We start from the raw sequence: 18,004 nt of genomic DNA on the forward strand, positions 1-18,004 counted from the left end.
TATGCTCAAAATCCACTTGAATGAAGCGTCAAAACGCTTTCAATACGAATGGATTTTCAAAAATCTCAACCTGCATTTGGCTCAGGGAGACTCCCTCGCAATCACAGGAGGTAATGGCTCCGGAAAATCCACTTTACTGAAGTGCATCTCCGGAGCCATTCCTATTTCGTCGGGAAATATCACCTATCGCCAGTCAGAAAAAAAAATCCCAGAATCGGACTGGTACAAATCCCTTGCGATCTCCGCCCCCTACCTGGAACTTCCCGAAGAATTCAGTCTGCTCGAAGTGATCGATTTTCATTTCAAGTTCAAGCGGCCATTCCATCAAATCCAACCTGCCGAACTGATTGAGCTTCTCTACCTCCAAGAGCATTCGTCTAAGCCGGTTTCGCAGTTTTCCTCGGGAATGAAACAAAGGCTAAAGCTGGGCTTGGCGCTTTTCTCAGACGTCCCGCTGGTACTGCTGGATGAGCCTACCTCCAATCTGGACAAAAAAGGGATCGCTTGGTACACAGACTTGATGGCAAAGCATCAGGGTGACCGGATAGTGATCGTTTGCTCCAATGAACCCAGAGAATATGAGTTTTGTCGCCAAAAACTGGCGCTGGAAGACTTCAAGTAAAACAATACACTTTGATCATTCAGCTATATCTCTAATTTTACATTGATCTAATTGGATTCCTATGAAACTGAATTTGTTGAAAGCATTGGTTCTGGCGTGGATTGTTACGGGGCTCCAAGCTTGTGGCGATGATCCTAAACCGACAACTCCTAAGACCGACGAAGAAAAAGCGGTTGAAGCCCTGACCGGAACAGGCACCCAGACCTGGGCCGTTGGCGGAGGAGGAAAAGTCACCAAAGGTGGCACTGATGTGACAACCGAATACGCTTCATTTGAGCTGGTGCTGAATTCGGTTCCATCCAAATCCTATACTTCCAAAAACAGCAGCGATCTTTTTGACGCCAACGGCAGCTGGACGTTTGCAGGCTCCAACTTTGACAAGATCACACTCACCGGATCCAAACCCGCCGCGGGCAGGGAGATGTCTTTCACCACATCTGGCAGCGGTCTAAAACTCGTCTTCACCATCCCCTCTCCGGGCTCACGAGTCAAGGGAACCTTAGCCGTGGCAGGGGATTACGTGTTTGACCTGGTTAAAAAATAAATTACAAAACCATTAATAAAGGGGCCCACAGGCTCCCTTTTTCTATTTCAGTGTTACCAACGTCACACCTGCTCCACCGCGATCAGCGTGCTCATCTTCCGCTCTGCCGACTTGAGGCATATGACGAAGTAGATTTCTGGAAATATCCCGTAGAATTCCGTCGCCCTTGCCGTGTACGATCCGGAGATCCTTCACGCCCAGCATATATCCCTCGTCGATAAAGGTCTGGATCAAGCCCAAAATCTCCTCTCCTCTTTTACCCCGGATATCCAAGTTTGGAGAGAAGTCCATCATCTTCTCGTTGGTATTGTAGTTACTCCGACGCTCGGTGGCCTTGAATTCTTTCTTGACTTCGGTCTTGGATATTTTCTCCAATCGGGAAAGCTTCACATTGGACTTCAAGTCCCCGATTGTCACTTCGACGTCTTTATTTTTGATTGCTACCACTTGGGCTACAGCACCATTGTCCCGCAACCTTACCCAATCTCCTGACTCGATTGCTCCTCCGATCACCCGAATCTCGGGATCTTTGATCACCGTCTTTTCGGGCTTCACTTCTTGCTTAAAATCCTCCAGCTTCTGTCTCACCTGCTTGGTTACGTCCTTCTCTGCCTTTTTCTCCCTGATCTCGCGGATAGTAGCTTCAATCTTTTTATTGGTCTGATCCAGGAGAGATTTCGCCTCCAGCTTTGCCTCTTGAATCAGACGCTTTTGGGTCAATTCAATGGTTTCCTTCAGTTGGTTGTACTCCTTCAGGCGAGCCTGTAGCAATCGGTCTTTTTCCTTGACCTCGCTGACCAACACGGAATATTGATTTTTTTCATTTTCCAACTGGGTCAAAAGCCGGTCGTATCTGACCCGCTCCTCGCCGATCTGCGCTTTGGCGTAAGCCAAGATGTCTTTTGACAAACCAATCTTGGAAGCAATCTCAAGCGCAAAAGAAGAACCCGGCTTGCCGATTTCCAACTGATATAGCGGCTCCAACCGATCCACGTCGTAGCGCATAGCACCATTGACCATGCCCTGGTTCTTGTTTGCAATTTGCTTTAGATTACCATAGTGGGTTGTAAGCACGCCAAAAGCGCCAAGTTTATTCAGTGAAAGCAGGATTGACTCCGCTATCGCCCCACCAAACTGAGGTTCCGTGCCCGTACCAAATTCATCGATAAACAGTATCGTCTTTTTATTGGCAAACTGAGTGAAATGCTTCATGCTCATCAGGTGAGAGCTATAGGTACTCAAGTCGTTTTCGAGACTTTGCTCGTCTCCGATATCGATGAACAGATTGTCAAAAAGCGAGCTTTTAGAGTCGGGATGCACAGGGATCAACAACCCGCACTGAAGCATGTATTGCAGTAAAGCCACCGTCTTGAGTGTCACTGATTTCCCTCCGGCGTTAGGCCCGGAGATCACCAGCAGCCGCTCATGTCCGCCCAGTTTGATGTCAAGCGGAATGATCTTTTTCCCCTGGGAGTTAAGTGCCATCTCCAATATCGGATGCCTAGCCCGTGTCCAGCTCAGCGTTCGTTCCTTCACCAGTTCGGGTTTGCAGCTATCTGTTTTCTGGGCAAATTTTGCTTTGGCACGGATAAAATCCATCAAGCCGAGAAAGTTGGTTGCCTTGCGCAAAGCAGGAATCCCAGGCCTCAGCTGGTCGGTCAGCTTGGTGAGTATCTTGATGATCTCACGACGCTCCATGTACTCCAAGTCACGGATTTCATTGTTGATATCCAAGGCCTCCTCAGGTTCCATGAATACCGTCTGTCCGGTGGCCGATTCGTCGTGAATAAATCCCCGAAGCTTTCGCTTGTTTTCTGCGGCAATCGGAATTACCATGCGCCCGCCTCTGATCGTCATCGCCGAATCTTCAGGTGTTAGACCTTTAGCACGCGCATCCTTAAAGATTCGCTCCATCACCTTTCGCAGCCTTCCCTCTTCGTAGAGGAGCTGTGTTCGGATCAATTGAAGCTCCTTGCTGGCATTACTTCTGATCTTTCCTTTTTCGTCGATGATCAGGTCTATCGCCTTGAGCAAGCCCATGTCCAAGTCCATCAACAAGCCCAGCAACGCACCCAAAGTCGGATAACTTTCTCCGTGCTTTTGAAAAAACACCACACAGGATCGGAGCGTCTGCAGTGCAAGCTTCACTTCATAGAATTCATCCTGATCGAGAAAGGCACCCGGGATCTTGGCTTTTTCGAGGTATGGGTTGAGGTTGGTAAAATTAGAGCTCGGGAAAATCTCTCCTGAGATGAGGATTTTTCTAAATTCCTCGGTTTGATCCAGCAGACGCTGTACGAGGTTGAAGTCGGAAGAAAAGGCAACTTTTTCCACAAAGTCCTGGCCCAATGACGAAGAGCATTCCGCCTTGAGTAGGTCTTTGATTTTGACAAAATTTATCTTTTGATCGAGATTGGAGGGGTATAGCATCAGAACAAATCCAGACTGTCTCCCGGAATAGATTCATGAACCGTGAGCGAATCAATCACTCGCGAATAGATCCGAGTCATCTTATCGGCATCTTCCAGGTAGAATAACATACTTTTAGTGAAAACGGAATCCTGCACAGCGTGTTTTTCGAAGACATCTTTTTCCAAAAGAGAATAAAGCAGCTGCGATGAGTCATAGGCGACAGGCAGTGCGCTGACGATCCCCTCGGTCAATTGAATATCAATCAGGACGTTGACCATTTCATCTTCGGACAAAATCCCCGGAGGCGGCGAATTTCTGTTGCAGGAACCAAGGCAAAACAGGAAAATAAGGAAGGCAAGAATTCGTTTCACGCGTTAAAATTAGGTTTTTTTAACTGATAATGTCTGAACCGTTTAGCAAACGCAAATTTTATAATTCAGTTCAAGACTTTAACTTAGCCCGCTCAAATCTCCCGCATGGATCAGCTGTTCAGTAAGCTTAGAAAATACGAAATCATGATCAGAAAGGTGGCCAACAACCATCTTCAAGGGGAATATCAATCGCTTTTCAAAGGCTCTGGATTGGAATTTGATGACCTGAGACCCTATCAGTACGGGGATGATGTGCGGACCATCGAGTGGAAAGTCTCTGCAAAAGGGCACGGTACCTTTGTCAAAACCTTCCGCGAAGACAAGGAACAGTCCGTTTACTTCCTTCTCGACATCTCCGGCAGTCAGGATATCGGACAGCAGGACAACAAAAAAATAGACAAGGGCAAGCTTATTGCCGGGGTGTTGACACTCGCAGCGGTATATGAAGGAAGTCAGATCGGTCTGATCTCCTATTCAGATCAGCAGGAGAAGCTGGTGTTACCTTCCAAAGGAAGTAAGCAAGGCGTAAAAATCATCCGCGGGATATTTGACCATACCAACAAAAGTCTAAAGACAGATCTAAATGGCATGTTTTCTTTTGCCATGAACTTGATCAAAAAGCGCAGCATCATCATTGTGATCTCCGACTTCATCGATGAGGACTACGAGCGTTCCTTCCGGGCAATGGCGGATCGCCATGACGTAGTAGCTATTCAACTCACCGATCCACGGGAGTCTGCTTTGCCAGCCTTGGGGATCATTCCAATCTTTGACAAAGAGCGAGGAAAAACCACTTGGGTAAACACCGCTTTTGGCAGCTTTTCCAAGAAAATATCCGAAACCTTCACCGTCGAGCGGGAATATCTTAAAGAAATCTGCAAAAAAAGCCAGATTAACTATTTGGCAATCGACACGACTCAGGATATCGTCGGTCCCTTGATCGACTTATTTAAGTACCGAAACAAACGAATGAAACGTGGGTAGAATCGGTGTTTTCTTTCTTTTTCTGGGATTGAGTTTTTCGTCGTTGGCACAAAATGTCCAAGTCGAAGGCTATTTCACACAGGACTCTGCGCGTCTCGGGGAGCGGGTCGGATTTGTGCTCAAAGCCCGATACCCGGAAACCACACAGCTGGTATTTCCTGATTCCAGCTATGATTTTTCTCCGCTCATTTTGCTTGAGAAAAAGACCTTCATTTCCAAGACCGAAAGTGGCGTCACCTTGGATAGCGCGATCTATTTCATATCCAATTTCTCACTCGAGCCGAGCGTGTATCTTTCACTTCCGGTGTATGAGCTTAGCCGTTACGACAGCATCACGTTCTTTTCCAATGAGGCGGAGCTAAAGCTCAAACTGGTGTTGGATTCCATCCCAGAGCAGCCGGTTTTCAAGGACAATAACGTCTACCAGCCAATAGAGAAAAATTTCAATTGGCTCCTAGCAGCTCTGATTGCGGGAGGAGTAGTTGTCCTTTTGGGCGGTTTGGCACTGCTTTTTGCGAAGCGAATCAAGGGTCTCTTCCGGAAAAACCGAGAAAAACTCCGCTGGATACAGTTTGAGCGAAAGTATAAAAAACTTGCAGGCCTGCTCGCGCAAAACCCGGCGCTCGAGCTGGCGGATGAAGTCATCGGTCTTTGGAAGGGCTACATGGAGTCGGTCACGGGGCTTCCATTTCAGGAATGGACGTCAAGTGAGATTGCCGATTCATTGGACGACAAGGATATCTTCAAAGCCCTTCGCGCCATTGACATGATCATCTATGCCGGAAAAGAAGCGAAAACGGAAGAAATAACCAATTACCTATTGGAAGTGGCCCGTACAAAATATCAGGAAAAACTAACCCAAATCAGAGATGAGAGAGCAACTCGCTGAGTTCTTTAGCTGGTCTTGGTTTTTGCCGGAGACGCTGCAATCCTATGAGTGGGAAAACTCCATTCTGCTCAATTTACTTTGGATCATCCCTGTTTTGATCCTGATCCGAAAGGGCATTAAATTTTTGAAAAAACCTGTGCTGGAGCTTTCTCTCCCGAAGCGCATTGCCCGGGGAAATCCCTGGACTTACCTAAGACTGATCCCGACGGGTTTTTTCTTCATGTCACTGATCCTGATCGTGATCGCCCTAGCACGTCCTCAGCGCAGTAACGAGCGCGTGGAACAGTACACGGAGGGGATTGACATCCTTTTGGTGTTGGATATTTCAGAGTCGATGGACTTGCAGGACTTTACGCCCAACCGACTGGAAGCTGCCAAAAACACCGCCATTGACTTCATCACAGGCCGATTTGGTGATCGGATAGGGATGGTGGTATTCGCGGGAGAGGCCTATTCTTTGGCTCCCCTGACAAACGACTACGAGCTGCTCACCGCGATGATTTCAGACATTACCTTTGACATGATTGAGCCAAAAGGGACAGCTATCGGTTCGGCGATCGCAGCGGGAACCAATCGGATGAAAGAGAGCGATACCCCGTCCAAGGTGATGATTTTGCTCTCGGACGGTGAAAGTAATGCTGGCAACGTTGACCCCCTATTTGCAGCACAGTTGGCATCTGCATTCGATATCAAGATTTATACAATTGCCGTCGGCAAAGACGGAATGGTACCCTATGGCACGGACTTCTTCGGTAGGCCACAGATGGTGCAGAGCTACTTGGATGAGACTACTTTGCGGGAAATCGCGAGAATCGGCAATGGAGAATTTTACCGAGCCTCGGACGGGACAGCGCTTCAGCAGGTATTTGATCGGATCGACACGCTGGAAAAAGCAGAAATCCTTGAAAACCGCTACAAGGAAACTTCAGACTATTACCGGATTTATCTCTTTTGGGCGATTTTGTTTTTCCTAGGCTGGCTGGCGCTGAAGAGTACTTTCTTCAACAATTTCCTGTTGGATTGATCGATCTTCGGAATCAAAAAAGAGTGCTAAAAGTCTGACTTTTATCAGGCACAAAGGAAAATTTGGTCAACACTTGTACACCTTGCGAAGCGTATTTTTGACCAAAATACCGAATCATGGCGCTTCCCGCTGAACTTATCCTCAAATACAACCAGGCTGTACCCCGATATACTTCCTACCCCACCGTCCCGCATTGGGAAAACAATCTGAATGCACAAAGCTGGGAGGTTTTAGTCAAACAAGCCTTTCAGCTAGTCGGCAAAAACGAAGGCATCACGCTCTATATCCATCTGCCTTTTTGTGAAGCACTTTGTACCTATTGCGGCTGCAACAAGCGAATCACAAAAAATCATGATCGGGAACTCCCCTATCTGGATGCAGTTTTGCGGGAATGGTCGCACTATTTGACACTTTTCGACGACGTTCCAAAAATCGCTGGCATTCATCTTGGGGGCGGCACTCCCACATTCGTTTCTCCCGAAAATCTAAACCTCTTCCTTTCAAAAATTCTCGATTCAGCATCCGTTTTACCCCGTGCGGAGTTCAGCTTTGAGGGCCATCCGAACAATACCACATTTGAGCACTTGGCGGAATTGAAGAAGCTGGGATTTAACCGGGTGAGCTATGGGATTCAGGATTTTGACTCGAAAGTCCAAACCGCAATCCATAGAATCCAACCTTTTGAAAAGGTAAAAGAAGCGACAGAAAACGCCCGAACAATAGGCTATAGCTCAATCAATTTTGACCTGATCTATGGACTCCCACACCAGACTCTCGATACCTTGGCAGCATCCATCGAGCGAATACAGGAATTAAAACCGGAACGGATTGCCTTCTATAGCTATGCGCATTTGCCTTCGGCATTTCCCGCCCAGCGAGGTTTTGAGTTACACCTTCCCAAAGAACAGGAGAAGAGAGCCCTGTATGAATTGGGAAAAGAAAAACTGATCGAAATGGGCTATGAGGAAGTTGGGATGGATCATTTCGCTTTGGGAGATGACCCGCTTTGCGCAGCAAAAAGATCCGGAAACCTCCATCGTAACTTCATGGGCTATACCACTTCGCCCTCGGAAATGCTCATCGGTCTAGGTGCGAGTAGCATCAGTGATATTGGCTTGGGCTTTGCCCAAAACGAGAAAAACATCGAATCCTACCAGAGTCTAAGCTACCTCAGTCAACTCCCCATCGTCCGGGGACATGTCCAAACCGAGGAAGACCAGATCAACCGCAAGCTGATCATGGACCTGATCTGCCGGGGCAAAGCCGAAATACCGGAACTGATTTGGCAAAAGATTCCCCAAGAAAACAAGCAGGTTCTTGCCCATATGAAGGAGGAAAATTTGGTATATCACAGCGGCAATAGGATCAGCATTTCGTCAGAGGGAATGGCCGTGGTACGGAATATTTGTGCGCAGTTTGATCTGAGGATGAGCGCGACGAAAAGTCAAAAAGCTAACTTCAGCAAAGCCATCTGATCACCGACACATCGTAATCTCCACTTGCTGAACACCGTAATCAAAGACTACCAACTCAGGACTGAATCCTGGAATCCCCAATCCGAGCCCTCGAAAAACCAATAGCACACCAATCAAAACACCAAGATAGGGAATGACTTTTTGGACTTGCTGTCGGCGAAAAGCAGGCAAAAGACTACCTGAAACCATCAGTGCGAGCAACATCGGCATCGTCCCCAATCCAAAGAAAAACATATAGGCAGCACCCAGGCCAGGACTCTGTAATCCCAGCGCAACGACCAGCGCCATGTATACCATTCCGCAGGGCAGCAGGCCATTGACCAGACCCGTGGAAAAAAAAGCAAGCCTCCCTCCAGATTTGAGATATTTGGATAGTCTGCGCTTGATCCATACGACCGCGCTTGACAGTATCGGAATCGTCATAAGCCGGTCTGCATTCTTGTAGCTCAGAGAAAAAATCACAATAATCAGCCCCATTGTCACAGAGATGCCCTGCTGAATACCGGCAAGCGAAAGCGAAAATCCGAGACTTCCTACGACTAAGCCCAGTCCGGAATAGGTTAGACTCCGTCCGAAGTTGTAAATGATTTTGTTGAATAAAAAGGTCTGGCTTCCTCTGCCACCTACAGCCAAAGCAATGGGGCCGCACATTCCGATGCAATGAAAGGAACTCACAAAACCCAAGACCAAGGCTGTCCAAAGCATCAGAGGTTGATTTTCTTTTCCTGGTAAAACTCGACTCCATTTTCTGTCCATGTCAGCTGAACTCTCCAATAGCCGGATTTCAATTGATCGAGGGGCACATTGGTTTTCCCTGGCTCGGTAATGTCCAACTTCAACTCCTGATCCAGTCTGGCATCGGAGGGCCGAAAAAGCTGAAGATTCCCCTTTGCTCCCACCGGGAGATCCAATACCATAGATTTGCTCTGCGAATCAAACACCAACACTTCCCGATCCAAGTTGACACTGGCCTTTTCGCGTTCGATTTGATCCTGGTATTTGATTTCCTTTTCGTAGTAATTCTCAGCGACCAGATGAATATCATCCTGCCTCACCGAGATCACGACCAACGTCATCATAAATCCAACGAAAGCGATGATTGTAATCAAGATTCCTTTTCCCCAATCCATATTTTCTATTGATTTGTGACACCAACAGGCGCCATAAAATTCGTCTGTATTTCGTCAAATTCCTCGCCATGACTCAAGAGTTGGAGTATGACTTTCTCCTGGGGCACCTTTACCTCGGCTTGGGTTCTAACAAGAAAAAACCGTCCCTCGAACTTGGTCTGAGGCTCCAGCACCCACTCCTTTGCTCCGACGATCTCTACCTCCATACCTTCCGCCAAAGCTGCGATTTCCACACGTTGCGATTCGAATGATTTATTGATCAGGGTGATGTTGTAGAGGTTGGAAACCTTGCCGGCTTCTCTTTCCTGGTAGGTCATCCCCGGAAAACGGGTGATCGTCCCAGCTAGCTCATCTCTGGTCGCAATTAAGGTGATGAAAGCTCCCAGCAAAACCAACAGCACCACTGAAAACCCTTTGACACGTCCAGTAAACAACTTTTGAACTCCTCCTGTGACACTATTTTCCGAAGCGTATCGGATCAAGCCAGTGGGGCGGTCGACTTTGACCATGACCTCATCGCAGGCATCGATGCAGGCGGTACAATTCACACATTCCATCTGCGTACCGTTTCGGATATCGATCCCTGTCGGACAGACCTGCACGCATAGCCCGCAATCGACGCAATCGCCCTTAGGCGCTTCTTCGACTACATTCTTTCGGATCGGAGCTCTCGGTTCGCCACGGACGTAGTCGTACATCACATTGATACTGTTGTTGTCCAGTAGTACTCCCTGAAGGCGGCCATAGGGACAGACCACAATGCATGCCTGCTCTCGAAACCACGCGAACACGAACAAGAATATCCCGGAAAACGCGAGCAAGCCGACAAACCCAGCCATGTTTGCGGCGGGTGGTTGCGTGACAATCTCCACAACCTGATCCACTCCGATCAGGTAAGCCATCACCAAATGGCCGATCAGCAATGAAAAAAAGGTGAAGATGGAATACTTCAGGCCTTTCTTCCAGATCTTATCTCCAGTCCAGGGTGCGTCATTCAGTGCGCGTTGTTGATTGGCATCTCCTTCGATAAGGTATTCGATCTTTCGAAAAACCATTTCCATAAACAGTGTCTGCGGACAAGCCCAGCCACACCAGACCCTCCCAAATACCACCGTGAAGAGGATAACAAATACGAAGAGAATAAGCAGCAGGAAAATCAGCAGGATCGTATCCTGGGGCCAAAACACCGCCCCGAAGATGATAAACTTTCTTTCAAAAATATTGAAGAGCATATAAGGCCGACCGTCAATCTTGATAAATGGCCCGGCAAATAATATGGCGAGCAAGATCCAGGAAAAATAGGTGCGGTAGCGAAAAAAGAAACCCTTTACCTTCTTGGGATAAACCCAATTGCGCTTCCCGTCATCTCGGACAGAAGCCAGCGCATCTCGGAAAGTATCCGGATTCAAATGTGGATTTTGGTTCTTCTTGGCCATTAGGTAAGGCGACTTGCTGCCGGGGAAATTCCCCGGCAGCGTTGAAATCATTAAATAGCGGCTACGACCGCCGTACTGTCCGCAGCGGGAGCTGCGTCGGCAGGAGTAGCGGAATAAGGGTCTCCCTGGGGAGCTTTCGGGTTTGCAGGCGTGGTGCCCTTCAATGTCAGAATATAGGAAGACACCTGCTGCATCTCCTCTGGACTGAGCTGATCCTGCCATGGAATCATACCTTTCTCCAGCACTCCGAATTTCACCACCGTGAAGACGTCTTTGATCGAACCGCCGTGCAACCAGTATTCATCCGTCAGGTTTGGACCAACTCCTCCTCCTCCGTCGGCAGCATGGCATGCCGCGCAGTTGGTTTCGAAGAGTGTCTTGCCTGTACTTAGCCCGGCTGCCGATTCATCAAACACCACTGTGTTTTCATCGATCCCGGCGGCCTGACTGGTCCTACGGATATCCTCCGCAATTGCTTCTATCCGCAATTCCTCTTGGTACTCTTCGAGCCCGGTGGCCCCGTTTCCCAATACGGTGTAATGGACATAGTAGATCACTGCAAAAACAATAGTACTTACAAAAACCCATTGCAACCACGGCGGCATAAAGTTATCGAGCTCGGTGATGCCGTCGTATGAGTGATCGCTCATCATTTTGGCCTTTTCTTCCTTGCCGCCTACTTCATCAACGGTTCCCGTGACGTAGCGTTCCTTGAAGCTCTCCCACCAAGTCGGTTCATTTGCCAAGCTCGGATTTTCTCGCCGGAGTACTGCCGACATGAACGACATCAGGTAAACCATTAAAACCAGCAGTAGCAGGATGACCGCCAAAATCACTCCCAAGACAACGAGCAAAGTCAGCTGTCCTGAATCCATCGCCTGAAGCGTAGCGTACCATTTTGCATCAGTGACTTGGGCCAAAGCCGGCGAAGACATCAGTCCCAAGAGAGCAAGTATTGAAAAGATCTTTTTCATGGCAAAGTGATTGAGTCGTTGTCGTCCAAGGGAAGAGATTCCATGTGCTTGATGTGGGACTTGGGAGTTTTCACCACCCAGATAAACATTGACACAAAAAACAGCAGGAAGATGATCAGCGAGATAATCGGGTAGATCTCTATGTTTTCGATAGATCTTAGAATTTCTTTATACATGGCTTCAGGATTTATCAGTTAGAGGCTGTTGGGTTTTGCTTTATATCGGTCCCCAATCGCTGGAGATAGGCAATCAGCGCAATAATTTCAGTATTTGCGGCTACTTCTACGCCTGCATCTTTGAGGTTGGCGACCACCTTGGCAGCTTGCTGCTCATACTGAGCAGTCGCTTCTTGGTCAAAGCCCTCCGCATACGGCACGCCCAGTTTTTGTAAGGTTCGGATTTTGGCCGGCAAATCAGAAACATCCAGCTCGTTTGTCGTCAACCAAGGATATGGAGGCATGAGTGATCCGGGAGACATGGACCTGGGATCTACCATGTGGTGATAGTGCCAGCTGTCCGGATACTTTCCTCCCACACGATGAAGATCTGGCCCGGTTCGTTTGGACCCCCAAAGGAATGGCCGATCATAGACGAACTCTCCCGCCTTGGAATATTCCCCATAACGCTCCGTCTCAGAACGGAAAGGGCGAATCATCTGTGAGTGACAGCCCACGCAGCCATTGGCAATGTAAAGGTCCCGACCTTCCAATTCCAGAGGCGTATAGGGCTTCACTGACGTGATGGTCGGTACGTTTGACTTGATCAGAATAGTTGGAATGATTTCGACCGCCCCTCCGATTGCGATTGCAACCGTTGCCAAGATGGTGAAGAAGATAGGCTTTCTCTCCCAGGCTCTATGCCAAAATTCACCGGTCGAATGATAGGATTTTGCCAGGGCTGGAGCCTGATCTTCCTCAGTTTCCTGAAAGACCCCTTGCTTAGCCGTCATCCACATATTGTACATCATCACTACCGCACCACTCAGATAGAGTAGTCCTCCAAATGCCCGAAGCATATACATGGGTACGATCTGGATGACCGTCTCCAAGAAGTTAGGATAAGCGAGACGACCGGCGTCATTGAATTCCTTGAGCATCAGAAACTGTGTTAAAGCGGCTACGTAAAGGGGCAACGCATAGAACACTATTCCCAATGTTCCCATCCAAAAGTGGGTATTGGCAAGTTTAGTGGAATAGATGGTCGTCTTAAACAATCTTGGCCACATCCAGTAAAGCATCCCAAAGGTGAAGAACCCATTCCAACCCAAACCACCGATGTGGACGTGAGCAACGATCCAGTCGGTATAGTGGGCGATCGCACTGACATTCTTGAAAGAAAGCAGGGGGCCTTCAAAAGTCGCCATACCGTAAGCGGTCACGGCAACCACCATGAATTTCAAGACAGGATCGACGCGTACTTTGTCCCACGCTCCTCGAAGCGTCAGCAGCCCGTTGACCATACCGCCCCAAGAAGGTGCCAGTAGCATCACCGAAAACGCGGTACCCAAAACCTGCGCCCATTCTGGTAATGCGGTATAAAGCAAGTGGTGTGGTCCCGCCCACATATACAGGAAAATCAGGGACCAAAAGTGAATGATCGAAAGCTTATAGGAATAGACCGGTCGATTGGCGGCCTTCGGAAGGAAGTAATACATCATGCCGAGAAATGGCGTCGTCAAAAAGAACGCCACGGCATTATGTCCATACCACCACTGCACCAGGGCATCCTGGACACCGGCGTAAGCAGAGTAGCTTTTGAAAAATGAAACCGGCAGCTCAAAGGAATTCACAATATGGAGGATCGCCACCGTAACCAAGGAACCGAGATAAAACCAGATGGCCACGTACATATGACGCTCTCGTCGCTTGATCAGGGTTCCGATCATATTAGCACCAAAGGCCACCCAGACCAGGGCAATCGCAATGTCAATTGGCCACTCCAGCTCCGCATATTCTTTGGAAGTGGTGAGTCCGAGCGGAAGTGTAATGGCAGCTGCTACGATAATCAACTGCCAGCCCCAGAAATGAAACCAGCTGAGCGTGCTGTTCCACATGGGAGTTTTCAACAGTCTTGGCATGGAGTAGTACACCCCGGCAAAGATGGAATTACCGACAAAGGCAAAGATGACCGCATTCGTATGCAGCGGGCGTATCCTCCCAAAGGTGGTGTAGGGATTACCCAAATTGGCTTCGGGAAGGAACAGCTGTGTAGCCGCGAGGAGGCCTACCAGCATTCCGACCAGACCCCAAATAATGGTTGCCGCTCCGAAATACTTGACAATCTTGTTGTCGTAGTAAAACCTTTCCAAAGTAGAATCATTCATAGGATTTCGATTTTTTTGGTTGATCTTTTATTGACTTTTTAGGTTGATTCTCGAATAAAATCCGAATGGATGGCGTATAGTCGTCGTCAAACTGCCCATCTTTCATTGCTCTGAAAAAGAGAAATAAAAAGGTGCCCGCGAGGACTAAGCTGATTCCGATCAGAAGAAAGATGACTTCCATATTAGTGTTTGCTGAGTTGAATTAGACCTTTGCGGATTCCTATGAAATTGGTAGCCAAAGTGGTGAAAACCACCACCGAAATACTGCTCAGGGGCATCAGAATAGCACAAAGTACAGGGCTCAAGATCCCCTGAACTGCCAGACTGACACCCAGAATATTGTATAGAATACTCAGCCCAAAGCTCGCCTTGATGATCATTCGACTGTCGCGGGCAAAGGCCAAAAAATTCGGGATTTTTGCGAATGATTCCGCATCCAAAATTGCGTCGCTTGCCGGTGAAAAATGACTTACCCGATCCGAGATCGCAATACCAACCTGGCTTTCCTGCAGTGCACCTGCGTCATTGAGCCCATCACCAACCATCAGCGTCTGATGGTTCCCCCGATTGAGTTCCGTTAGATAGTTGAGCTTATCGGAAGGACTTTGATTAAAATTAAATCGGATTCCTCCAGCGAGCCGCCGATCTAGCGTTTCCCGTTCATGGTCATGATCCCCCGACAGGATATGAAGTTCATAGTCCGCCGACAGCGCTTTTACAACTTCGGGTGCACCATCTCTCAAACCTGACTGAATATGAAAATATCCCAGCTGGATTTCCTCTACCTCAAAAAACACATAATTCCCGGCCTCAGCCTGCTCTGAGATTTCGGCCTTGGTAAAAACCGATGAACCCAATCGAAAAACCTGTCCCTTGTAAACCGCCTGAATTCCACTCCCTTTCACCTCCAAAACAGTATCCAGCTTTGCAGCAGCGATTTTTCCAAGCCAGTAATTTATCCTATTACTCAGCGGATGGGTGGAGTGCCCGACCATCCCCTTGAGTATAGCTTTGGTTTCGGAGGAAAGTGTTTCACCCGTATAGATCATCGTCGCATTTGCAGGGTCAGTCAAGGTCCCTGTTTTGTCAAAAACAAAGGTATCGACCAAAGCGAGTTTCTCCACCACACCTGCATTTTTCAGGTAGAATTTTCCCCGACCAAAAATCCTCAGCGTGTTGCCCAAGGTAAACGGAGTAGACATCGAAAGAGCACAGGGACACGCAACGATCAATACGGTGGTAAAAGCCCTGAAAGCAATGGATACATCCTTCCCGATCCAAAACCCAAACGCCCCAAGCGCGATGAGAAGCACCGCCCAAGTGAAAACCCCGGCGATTCGATTGGCCAGGGGTTCAAGCAATCGTCGATCAGATTTTTCAAAAGATCCGCTATTCCAAAGATCCGTGAGGTAGCTTTGAGAAGGTGATTTTTGGATGGTCAGGAGAACCGCATCGCCCTTTTGTCTTCCTCCAGCGTAGATCAAGTCGCCCTTTCGCTTGGGTACCGGAACTTCCTCCCCGGTCACAAAACTATAGTCAATATTGGCTTGATCACTCAGAAGCAGTGCATCGGCGGGGATCAGCTCTTCGTTTCGTACGAGCACCACATCCCCCACTTCAATCCTAATGAGGGGAACTACCTCCTCCATGTCTTTGACTACCCGCGTGACAGCGACCGGAAAATAAGCCTTGTAATCTCTGTCAAATTCCAGCGTGGCAAAAGTTTTCTGTTGGTAGATTTTCCCAAGGAGCAAAAAGAAAAGCAAACCTCCCAAACTATCCATATAACCTGCGTTCCCTTGAGCGAAAATCTCCCAGAGGGAATACAAAAAGAACGAAACTATACCCAAAACGATGGGGACATCCATATTCACTTTTCGTTGACGGACAGCATTCCAAGCAGACAAATAGTAGTCACTGGCGGCGTAGAATACCACGGGAAGAGACAAAACCACATTGAGATAACTAAACAGCCCTTTGAAGCCCTCGCCGAGAAGATCTGTTTCGGAGAAATACTCGGGAATACTAAAGAACATCATGTTTCCAAAGCAAAAACCGGCAACAGCAAGCTTGGTCAAGGTCTTGCGTTCCACCGGAGTTTTTATTCGTTGATCAAGATCCGAAAGACTGATGCTTGGCTCGTATCCTATCGTTGCCAACAGTTTGACGAGTTCCTTGAGACTGAGTTGGTCGTGGAAAAACTTAACTTGGACTTTCTTTTTGATGAAATCGACCCGGCTTCCAGCAATGGCTGAATTCAGCTGAAACAGATTCTCCAAAAGCCAAATACAAGAGGCACAATGGATCTGGGGGATAAAGAAGGTAATGTGACTCTCGCGTTCATTCTTGAAGTCCAGCATGCCTTGTGCGACCGCGCTATCGTCCAAATAATCAAAACGGTTGGCTAGCGTTGGGTTTGACTTCTGGCTTCGTCCCGGATTCGTATTCAATTGATAAAACTCGCAAAGCTCGTTTTCCTCCAAGACTTCATACACCAACTTACAACCCTGGCAACAAAACTCTTTTCGGTCGAATCTTACAGCATCCAGTTCACAGCTTTCTCCGCAATGGAAACATTTAGAGTGGACTTCAGCTGAAAAATTCTGATTCATATCTAGAGACTTATGGATACTTTCTTTCTAAAAACCACATCAATATGAGATGCTATTTTCAAATACTATAGAGATAGGTAAAATGACAGTGGATGACTCCATTCTTTTCCTTTGTAAGTCTGAAGGAAAATTTCCACTAAATCGGCTTGGTAAAGTTTCGAAGTGACCAAGATACTACAATTATGTTTTTCTCCGTAAGACCAGAAATCCCCAATTCCAGTAAAATTGAATTTGATGAAGCTGGTTTCTTTGACGGAGGTTGCTACTAGTTGAATAATTTCCTGTTCTTCACGGATTTTTGATTTGGGAATAAAGCTCGGGGAGATAATCGTGGCTTTGCTTTCTTGGATTAGATTGCCAAACAGGGAAATAAAGTTTCGAATCAAATCCGCGGAATTGGAAGATCCATCGTAATGAAACAACAGACGGCTCGCCGAAAAATCCGGACCAAACAAGAGAACTGGAATATCACAGCCACCCCTGTCTAATTGCTGTTGTAAGTCAGGTGATTGTAGGCAATCCAGAATTTCAAATATGTCTATGGTGTATAGTTGCGACCGATCAGTTTCGGGGCAAAAGCTACTATTCGGTAAAGAAGGATCGAATGACTTAGAGAGCTCTTTACAGAAAAATTTATTCAGTATACCTGCAGGAAATCCAAGATGTAAGGTTTGTGGCAGTTTCAGTTCCATGACCAAAAATTATTCTTGAAGATAGACTCTGAGTTTTCAAAGAGTTCTGACAGATGCGGGTAGATCACATGATATTAATCAGCTATTCGAATCGGAATTCTGCTGTGCGAAATGAGGTGCTTCAAATAAGCATCTAGCCAATAGATTGAATATCAGAAAGGTAAGAAGGAATCAAAAAACTAAATTCCTGAAATATTTTCACAGACCAAGTGCCTAAATTTAGGATTTTAGGTGAATTTTCCCTTGAAAAAATTACAATGGGTCGCTAAAAGTAGAGGAAAATATCGGGTCTATCCTGCGATTTCCATTCAGGGACGGCTAAAGGAATAACCGCTGCAGCGTTTAGTAGGTAGTGTTAATTAAATTGATGAATTCATCACGGTTACACGTTTTTTTTGTTGGACCTATATCCTAGGTCTTTTGGCTGACGCTTTAAACGCAAAAAGCCCATTGGAGTGAACCAAAGGGCTTTGAATAATGTGGCGGCGACCTACTCTCCCGGGTGTAACCCCAGTA

General features: G+C 47.4%; 17 protein-coding genes. 6 read left to right on the forward strand and 11 right to left on the reverse strand.

Features of this window, described 5'->3' with window-relative positions; translation table 11 throughout:
- The first annotated feature begins 1 nt into the window (after position 1).
- Both ABD031_RS06650 and ABD031_RS06655 read left to right on the forward strand, forming a co-directional pair.
- Positions 2 to 622, forward strand: coding sequence for an ABC transporter ATP-binding protein (locus tag ABD031_RS06650; protein WP_343849637.1), 621 nt, complete (start codon positions 2 to 4; stop codon positions 620 to 622).
- A 61-nt stretch (positions 623 to 683) separates the two neighbouring features.
- Positions 684 to 1,166, forward strand: a complete 483-nt coding sequence (locus ABD031_RS06655) for a hypothetical protein (protein WP_343849639.1) — start codon at positions 684 to 686, stop codon at positions 1,164 to 1,166.
- Between the two features lie 42 nt (positions 1,167 to 1,208).
- Here the strand turns inward: ABD031_RS06655 and ABD031_RS06660 are convergent, their stop codons facing one another.
- Both ABD031_RS06660 and ABD031_RS06665 read right to left on the reverse strand, forming a co-directional pair.
- On the reverse strand, positions 1,209 to 3,596 hold the full coding sequence (locus ABD031_RS06660; RefSeq protein WP_343849640.1) for an endonuclease MutS2: 2,388 nt from the start codon (positions 3,594 to 3,596) through the stop codon (positions 1,209 to 1,211).
- Positions 3,596 to 3,949: a DUF4296 domain-containing protein gene (locus tag ABD031_RS06665; protein ID WP_343849642.1), complete on the reverse strand. Its 354-nt coding sequence runs from the start codon at positions 3,947 to 3,949 to the stop codon at positions 3,596 to 3,598. The genes ABD031_RS06660 and ABD031_RS06665 overlap by 1 nt, the downstream gene beginning before the upstream one ends.
- A 105-nt stretch (positions 3,950 to 4,054) precedes the next feature.
- Here ABD031_RS06665 and ABD031_RS06670 point away from each other — a divergent pair, with 105 nt between their 5' ends.
- From ABD031_RS06670 to hemN, 4 genes are all read left to right on the forward strand, one after another.
- Positions 4,055 to 4,933, forward strand: a complete 879-nt coding sequence (locus ABD031_RS06670; protein ID WP_343849644.1) for a DUF58 domain-containing protein — start codon at positions 4,055 to 4,057, stop codon at positions 4,931 to 4,933.
- Entirely contained in the window at positions 4,926 to 5,822 is an 897-nt protein-coding gene (locus ABD031_RS06675) for a hypothetical protein (RefSeq protein WP_343849645.1), read from the forward strand. The genes ABD031_RS06670 and ABD031_RS06675 overlap by 8 nt, the downstream gene beginning before the upstream one ends.
- The gene (locus ABD031_RS06680) at positions 5,803 to 6,846 is read left to right on the forward strand and encodes a VWA domain-containing protein (RefSeq protein ID WP_343849646.1); all 1,044 of its coding nucleotides are present in this window, start codon (positions 5,803 to 5,805) and stop codon (positions 6,844 to 6,846) included. Before ABD031_RS06675 ends, ABD031_RS06680 begins: the two co-directional genes overlap by 20 nt.
- Before the next feature lie 116 nt (positions 6,847 to 6,962).
- Complete coding sequence (gene hemN / locus ABD031_RS06685; protein WP_343849648.1) at positions 6,963 to 8,321, forward strand: oxygen-independent coproporphyrinogen III oxidase; 1,359 nt, start codon at positions 6,963 to 6,965, stop codon at positions 8,319 to 8,321.
- Here the strand turns inward: hemN and ABD031_RS06690 are convergent, their stop codons facing one another.
- The 9 genes from ABD031_RS06690 to ABD031_RS06730 form a co-directional block, all read right to left on the reverse strand.
- Complete coding sequence (locus ABD031_RS06690; RefSeq protein ID WP_343849649.1) at positions 8,322 to 9,026, reverse strand: sulfite exporter TauE/SafE family protein; 705 nt, start codon at positions 9,024 to 9,026, stop codon at positions 8,322 to 8,324.
- On the reverse strand, positions 9,026 to 9,451 hold the full coding sequence (locus ABD031_RS06695; protein WP_343849650.1) for a FixH family protein: 426 nt from the start codon (positions 9,449 to 9,451) through the stop codon (positions 9,026 to 9,028). The genes ABD031_RS06690 and ABD031_RS06695 overlap by 1 nt, the downstream gene beginning before the upstream one ends.
- 5 nt (positions 9,452 to 9,456) lie before the next feature.
- Positions 9,457 to 10,887, reverse strand: a complete 1,431-nt coding sequence (ccoG, locus tag ABD031_RS06700) for a cytochrome c oxidase accessory protein CcoG (RefSeq protein ID WP_343849666.1) — start codon at positions 10,885 to 10,887, stop codon at positions 9,457 to 9,459.
- A 50-nt stretch (positions 10,888 to 10,937) separates the two neighbouring features.
- Positions 10,938 to 11,861, reverse strand: a complete 924-nt coding sequence (locus tag ABD031_RS06705) for a cbb3-type cytochrome c oxidase N-terminal domain-containing protein (protein ID WP_343849652.1) — start codon at positions 11,859 to 11,861, stop codon at positions 10,938 to 10,940.
- Positions 11,858 to 12,037: a cbb3-type cytochrome c oxidase subunit 3 gene (locus tag ABD031_RS06710; protein WP_343849653.1), complete on the reverse strand. Its 180-nt coding sequence runs from the start codon at positions 12,035 to 12,037 to the stop codon at positions 11,858 to 11,860. The genes ABD031_RS06705 and ABD031_RS06710 overlap by 4 nt, the downstream gene beginning before the upstream one ends.
- 14 nt (positions 12,038 to 12,051) lie before the next feature.
- Positions 12,052 to 14,184, reverse strand: a complete 2,133-nt coding sequence (gene ccoN, locus ABD031_RS06715; protein ID WP_343849655.1) for a cytochrome-c oxidase, cbb3-type subunit I — start codon at positions 14,182 to 14,184, stop codon at positions 12,052 to 12,054.
- The gene (gene ccoS / locus ABD031_RS06720) at positions 14,177 to 14,365 is read right to left on the reverse strand and encodes a cbb3-type cytochrome oxidase assembly protein CcoS (RefSeq protein ID WP_343849656.1); all 189 of its coding nucleotides are present in this window, start codon (positions 14,363 to 14,365) and stop codon (positions 14,177 to 14,179) included. The genes ccoN and ccoS overlap by 8 nt, the downstream gene beginning before the upstream one ends.
- Before the next feature lies 1 nt (position 14,366).
- Positions 14,367 to 16,796: a heavy metal translocating P-type ATPase gene (locus ABD031_RS06725; protein WP_343849657.1), complete on the reverse strand. Its 2,430-nt coding sequence runs from the start codon at positions 16,794 to 16,796 to the stop codon at positions 14,367 to 14,369.
- 65 nt (positions 16,797 to 16,861) lie between these two features.
- Positions 16,862 to 17,488, reverse strand: coding sequence for a hypothetical protein (locus tag ABD031_RS06730; RefSeq protein WP_343849658.1), 627 nt, complete (start codon positions 17,486 to 17,488; stop codon positions 16,862 to 16,864).
- Positions 17,489 to 18,004: the final 516 nt, after the last annotated feature.

The sequence above is a fragment of the Algoriphagus jejuensis genome, assembly GCF_039523455.1.
Taxonomy (GTDB): Bacteria; Bacteroidota; Bacteroidia; order Cytophagales; family Cyclobacteriaceae; genus Algoriphagus; species Algoriphagus jejuensis.

Excerpts from the sequence above, each read along its gene's own strand:
- ABD031_RS06680 (WP_343849646.1), top strand. The coding sequence starts at position 5,803 with ATGAGAGAGCAACTCGCTGAGTTCTTTAGCTGGTCTTGGTTTTTGCCG.
- ABD031_RS06705 (WP_343849652.1), bottom strand. The coding sequence starts at position 11,861 with ATGAAAAAGATCTTTTCAATACTTGCTCTCTTGGGACTGATGTCTTCG.
- ABD031_RS06730 (WP_343849658.1), bottom strand. The coding sequence starts at position 17,488 with ATGGAACTGAAACTGCCACAAACCTTACATCTTGGATTTCCTGCAGGT.
- ABD031_RS06660 (WP_343849640.1), bottom strand. The coding sequence starts at position 3,596 with ATGCTATACCCCTCCAATCTCGATCAAAAGATAAATTTTGTCAAAATC.
- ABD031_RS06710 (WP_343849653.1), bottom strand. The coding sequence starts at position 12,037 with ATGTATAAAGAAATTCTAAGATCTATCGAAAACATAGAGATCTACCCG.
- ABD031_RS06695 (WP_343849650.1), bottom strand. The coding sequence starts at position 9,451 with ATGGATTGGGGAAAAGGAATCTTGATTACAATCATCGCTTTCGTTGGA.
- ABD031_RS06670 (WP_343849644.1), top strand. The coding sequence starts at position 4,055 with ATGGATCAGCTGTTCAGTAAGCTTAGAAAATACGAAATCATGATCAGA.
- ccoS (WP_343849656.1), bottom strand. The coding sequence starts at position 14,365 with ATGGAAGTCATCTTTCTTCTGATCGGAATCAGCTTAGTCCTCGCGGGC.
- ccoN (WP_343849655.1), bottom strand. The coding sequence starts at position 14,184 with ATGAATGATTCTACTTTGGAAAGGTTTTACTACGACAACAAGATTGTC.
- ABD031_RS06650 (WP_343849637.1), top strand. The coding sequence starts at position 2 with ATGCTCAAAATCCACTTGAATGAAGCGTCAAAACGCTTTCAATACGAA.
- ABD031_RS06725 (WP_343849657.1), bottom strand. The coding sequence starts at position 16,796 with ATGAATCAGAATTTTTCAGCTGAAGTCCACTCTAAATGTTTCCATTGC.
- hemN (WP_343849648.1), top strand. The coding sequence starts at position 6,963 with ATGGCGCTTCCCGCTGAACTTATCCTCAAATACAACCAGGCTGTACCC.
- ABD031_RS06655 (WP_343849639.1), top strand. The coding sequence starts at position 684 with ATGAAACTGAATTTGTTGAAAGCATTGGTTCTGGCGTGGATTGTTACG.
- ABD031_RS06690 (WP_343849649.1), bottom strand. The coding sequence starts at position 9,026 with ATGCTTTGGACAGCCTTGGTCTTGGGTTTTGTGAGTTCCTTTCATTGC.
- ccoG (WP_343849666.1), bottom strand. The coding sequence starts at position 10,887 with ATGGCCAAGAAGAACCAAAATCCACATTTGAATCCGGATACTTTCCGA.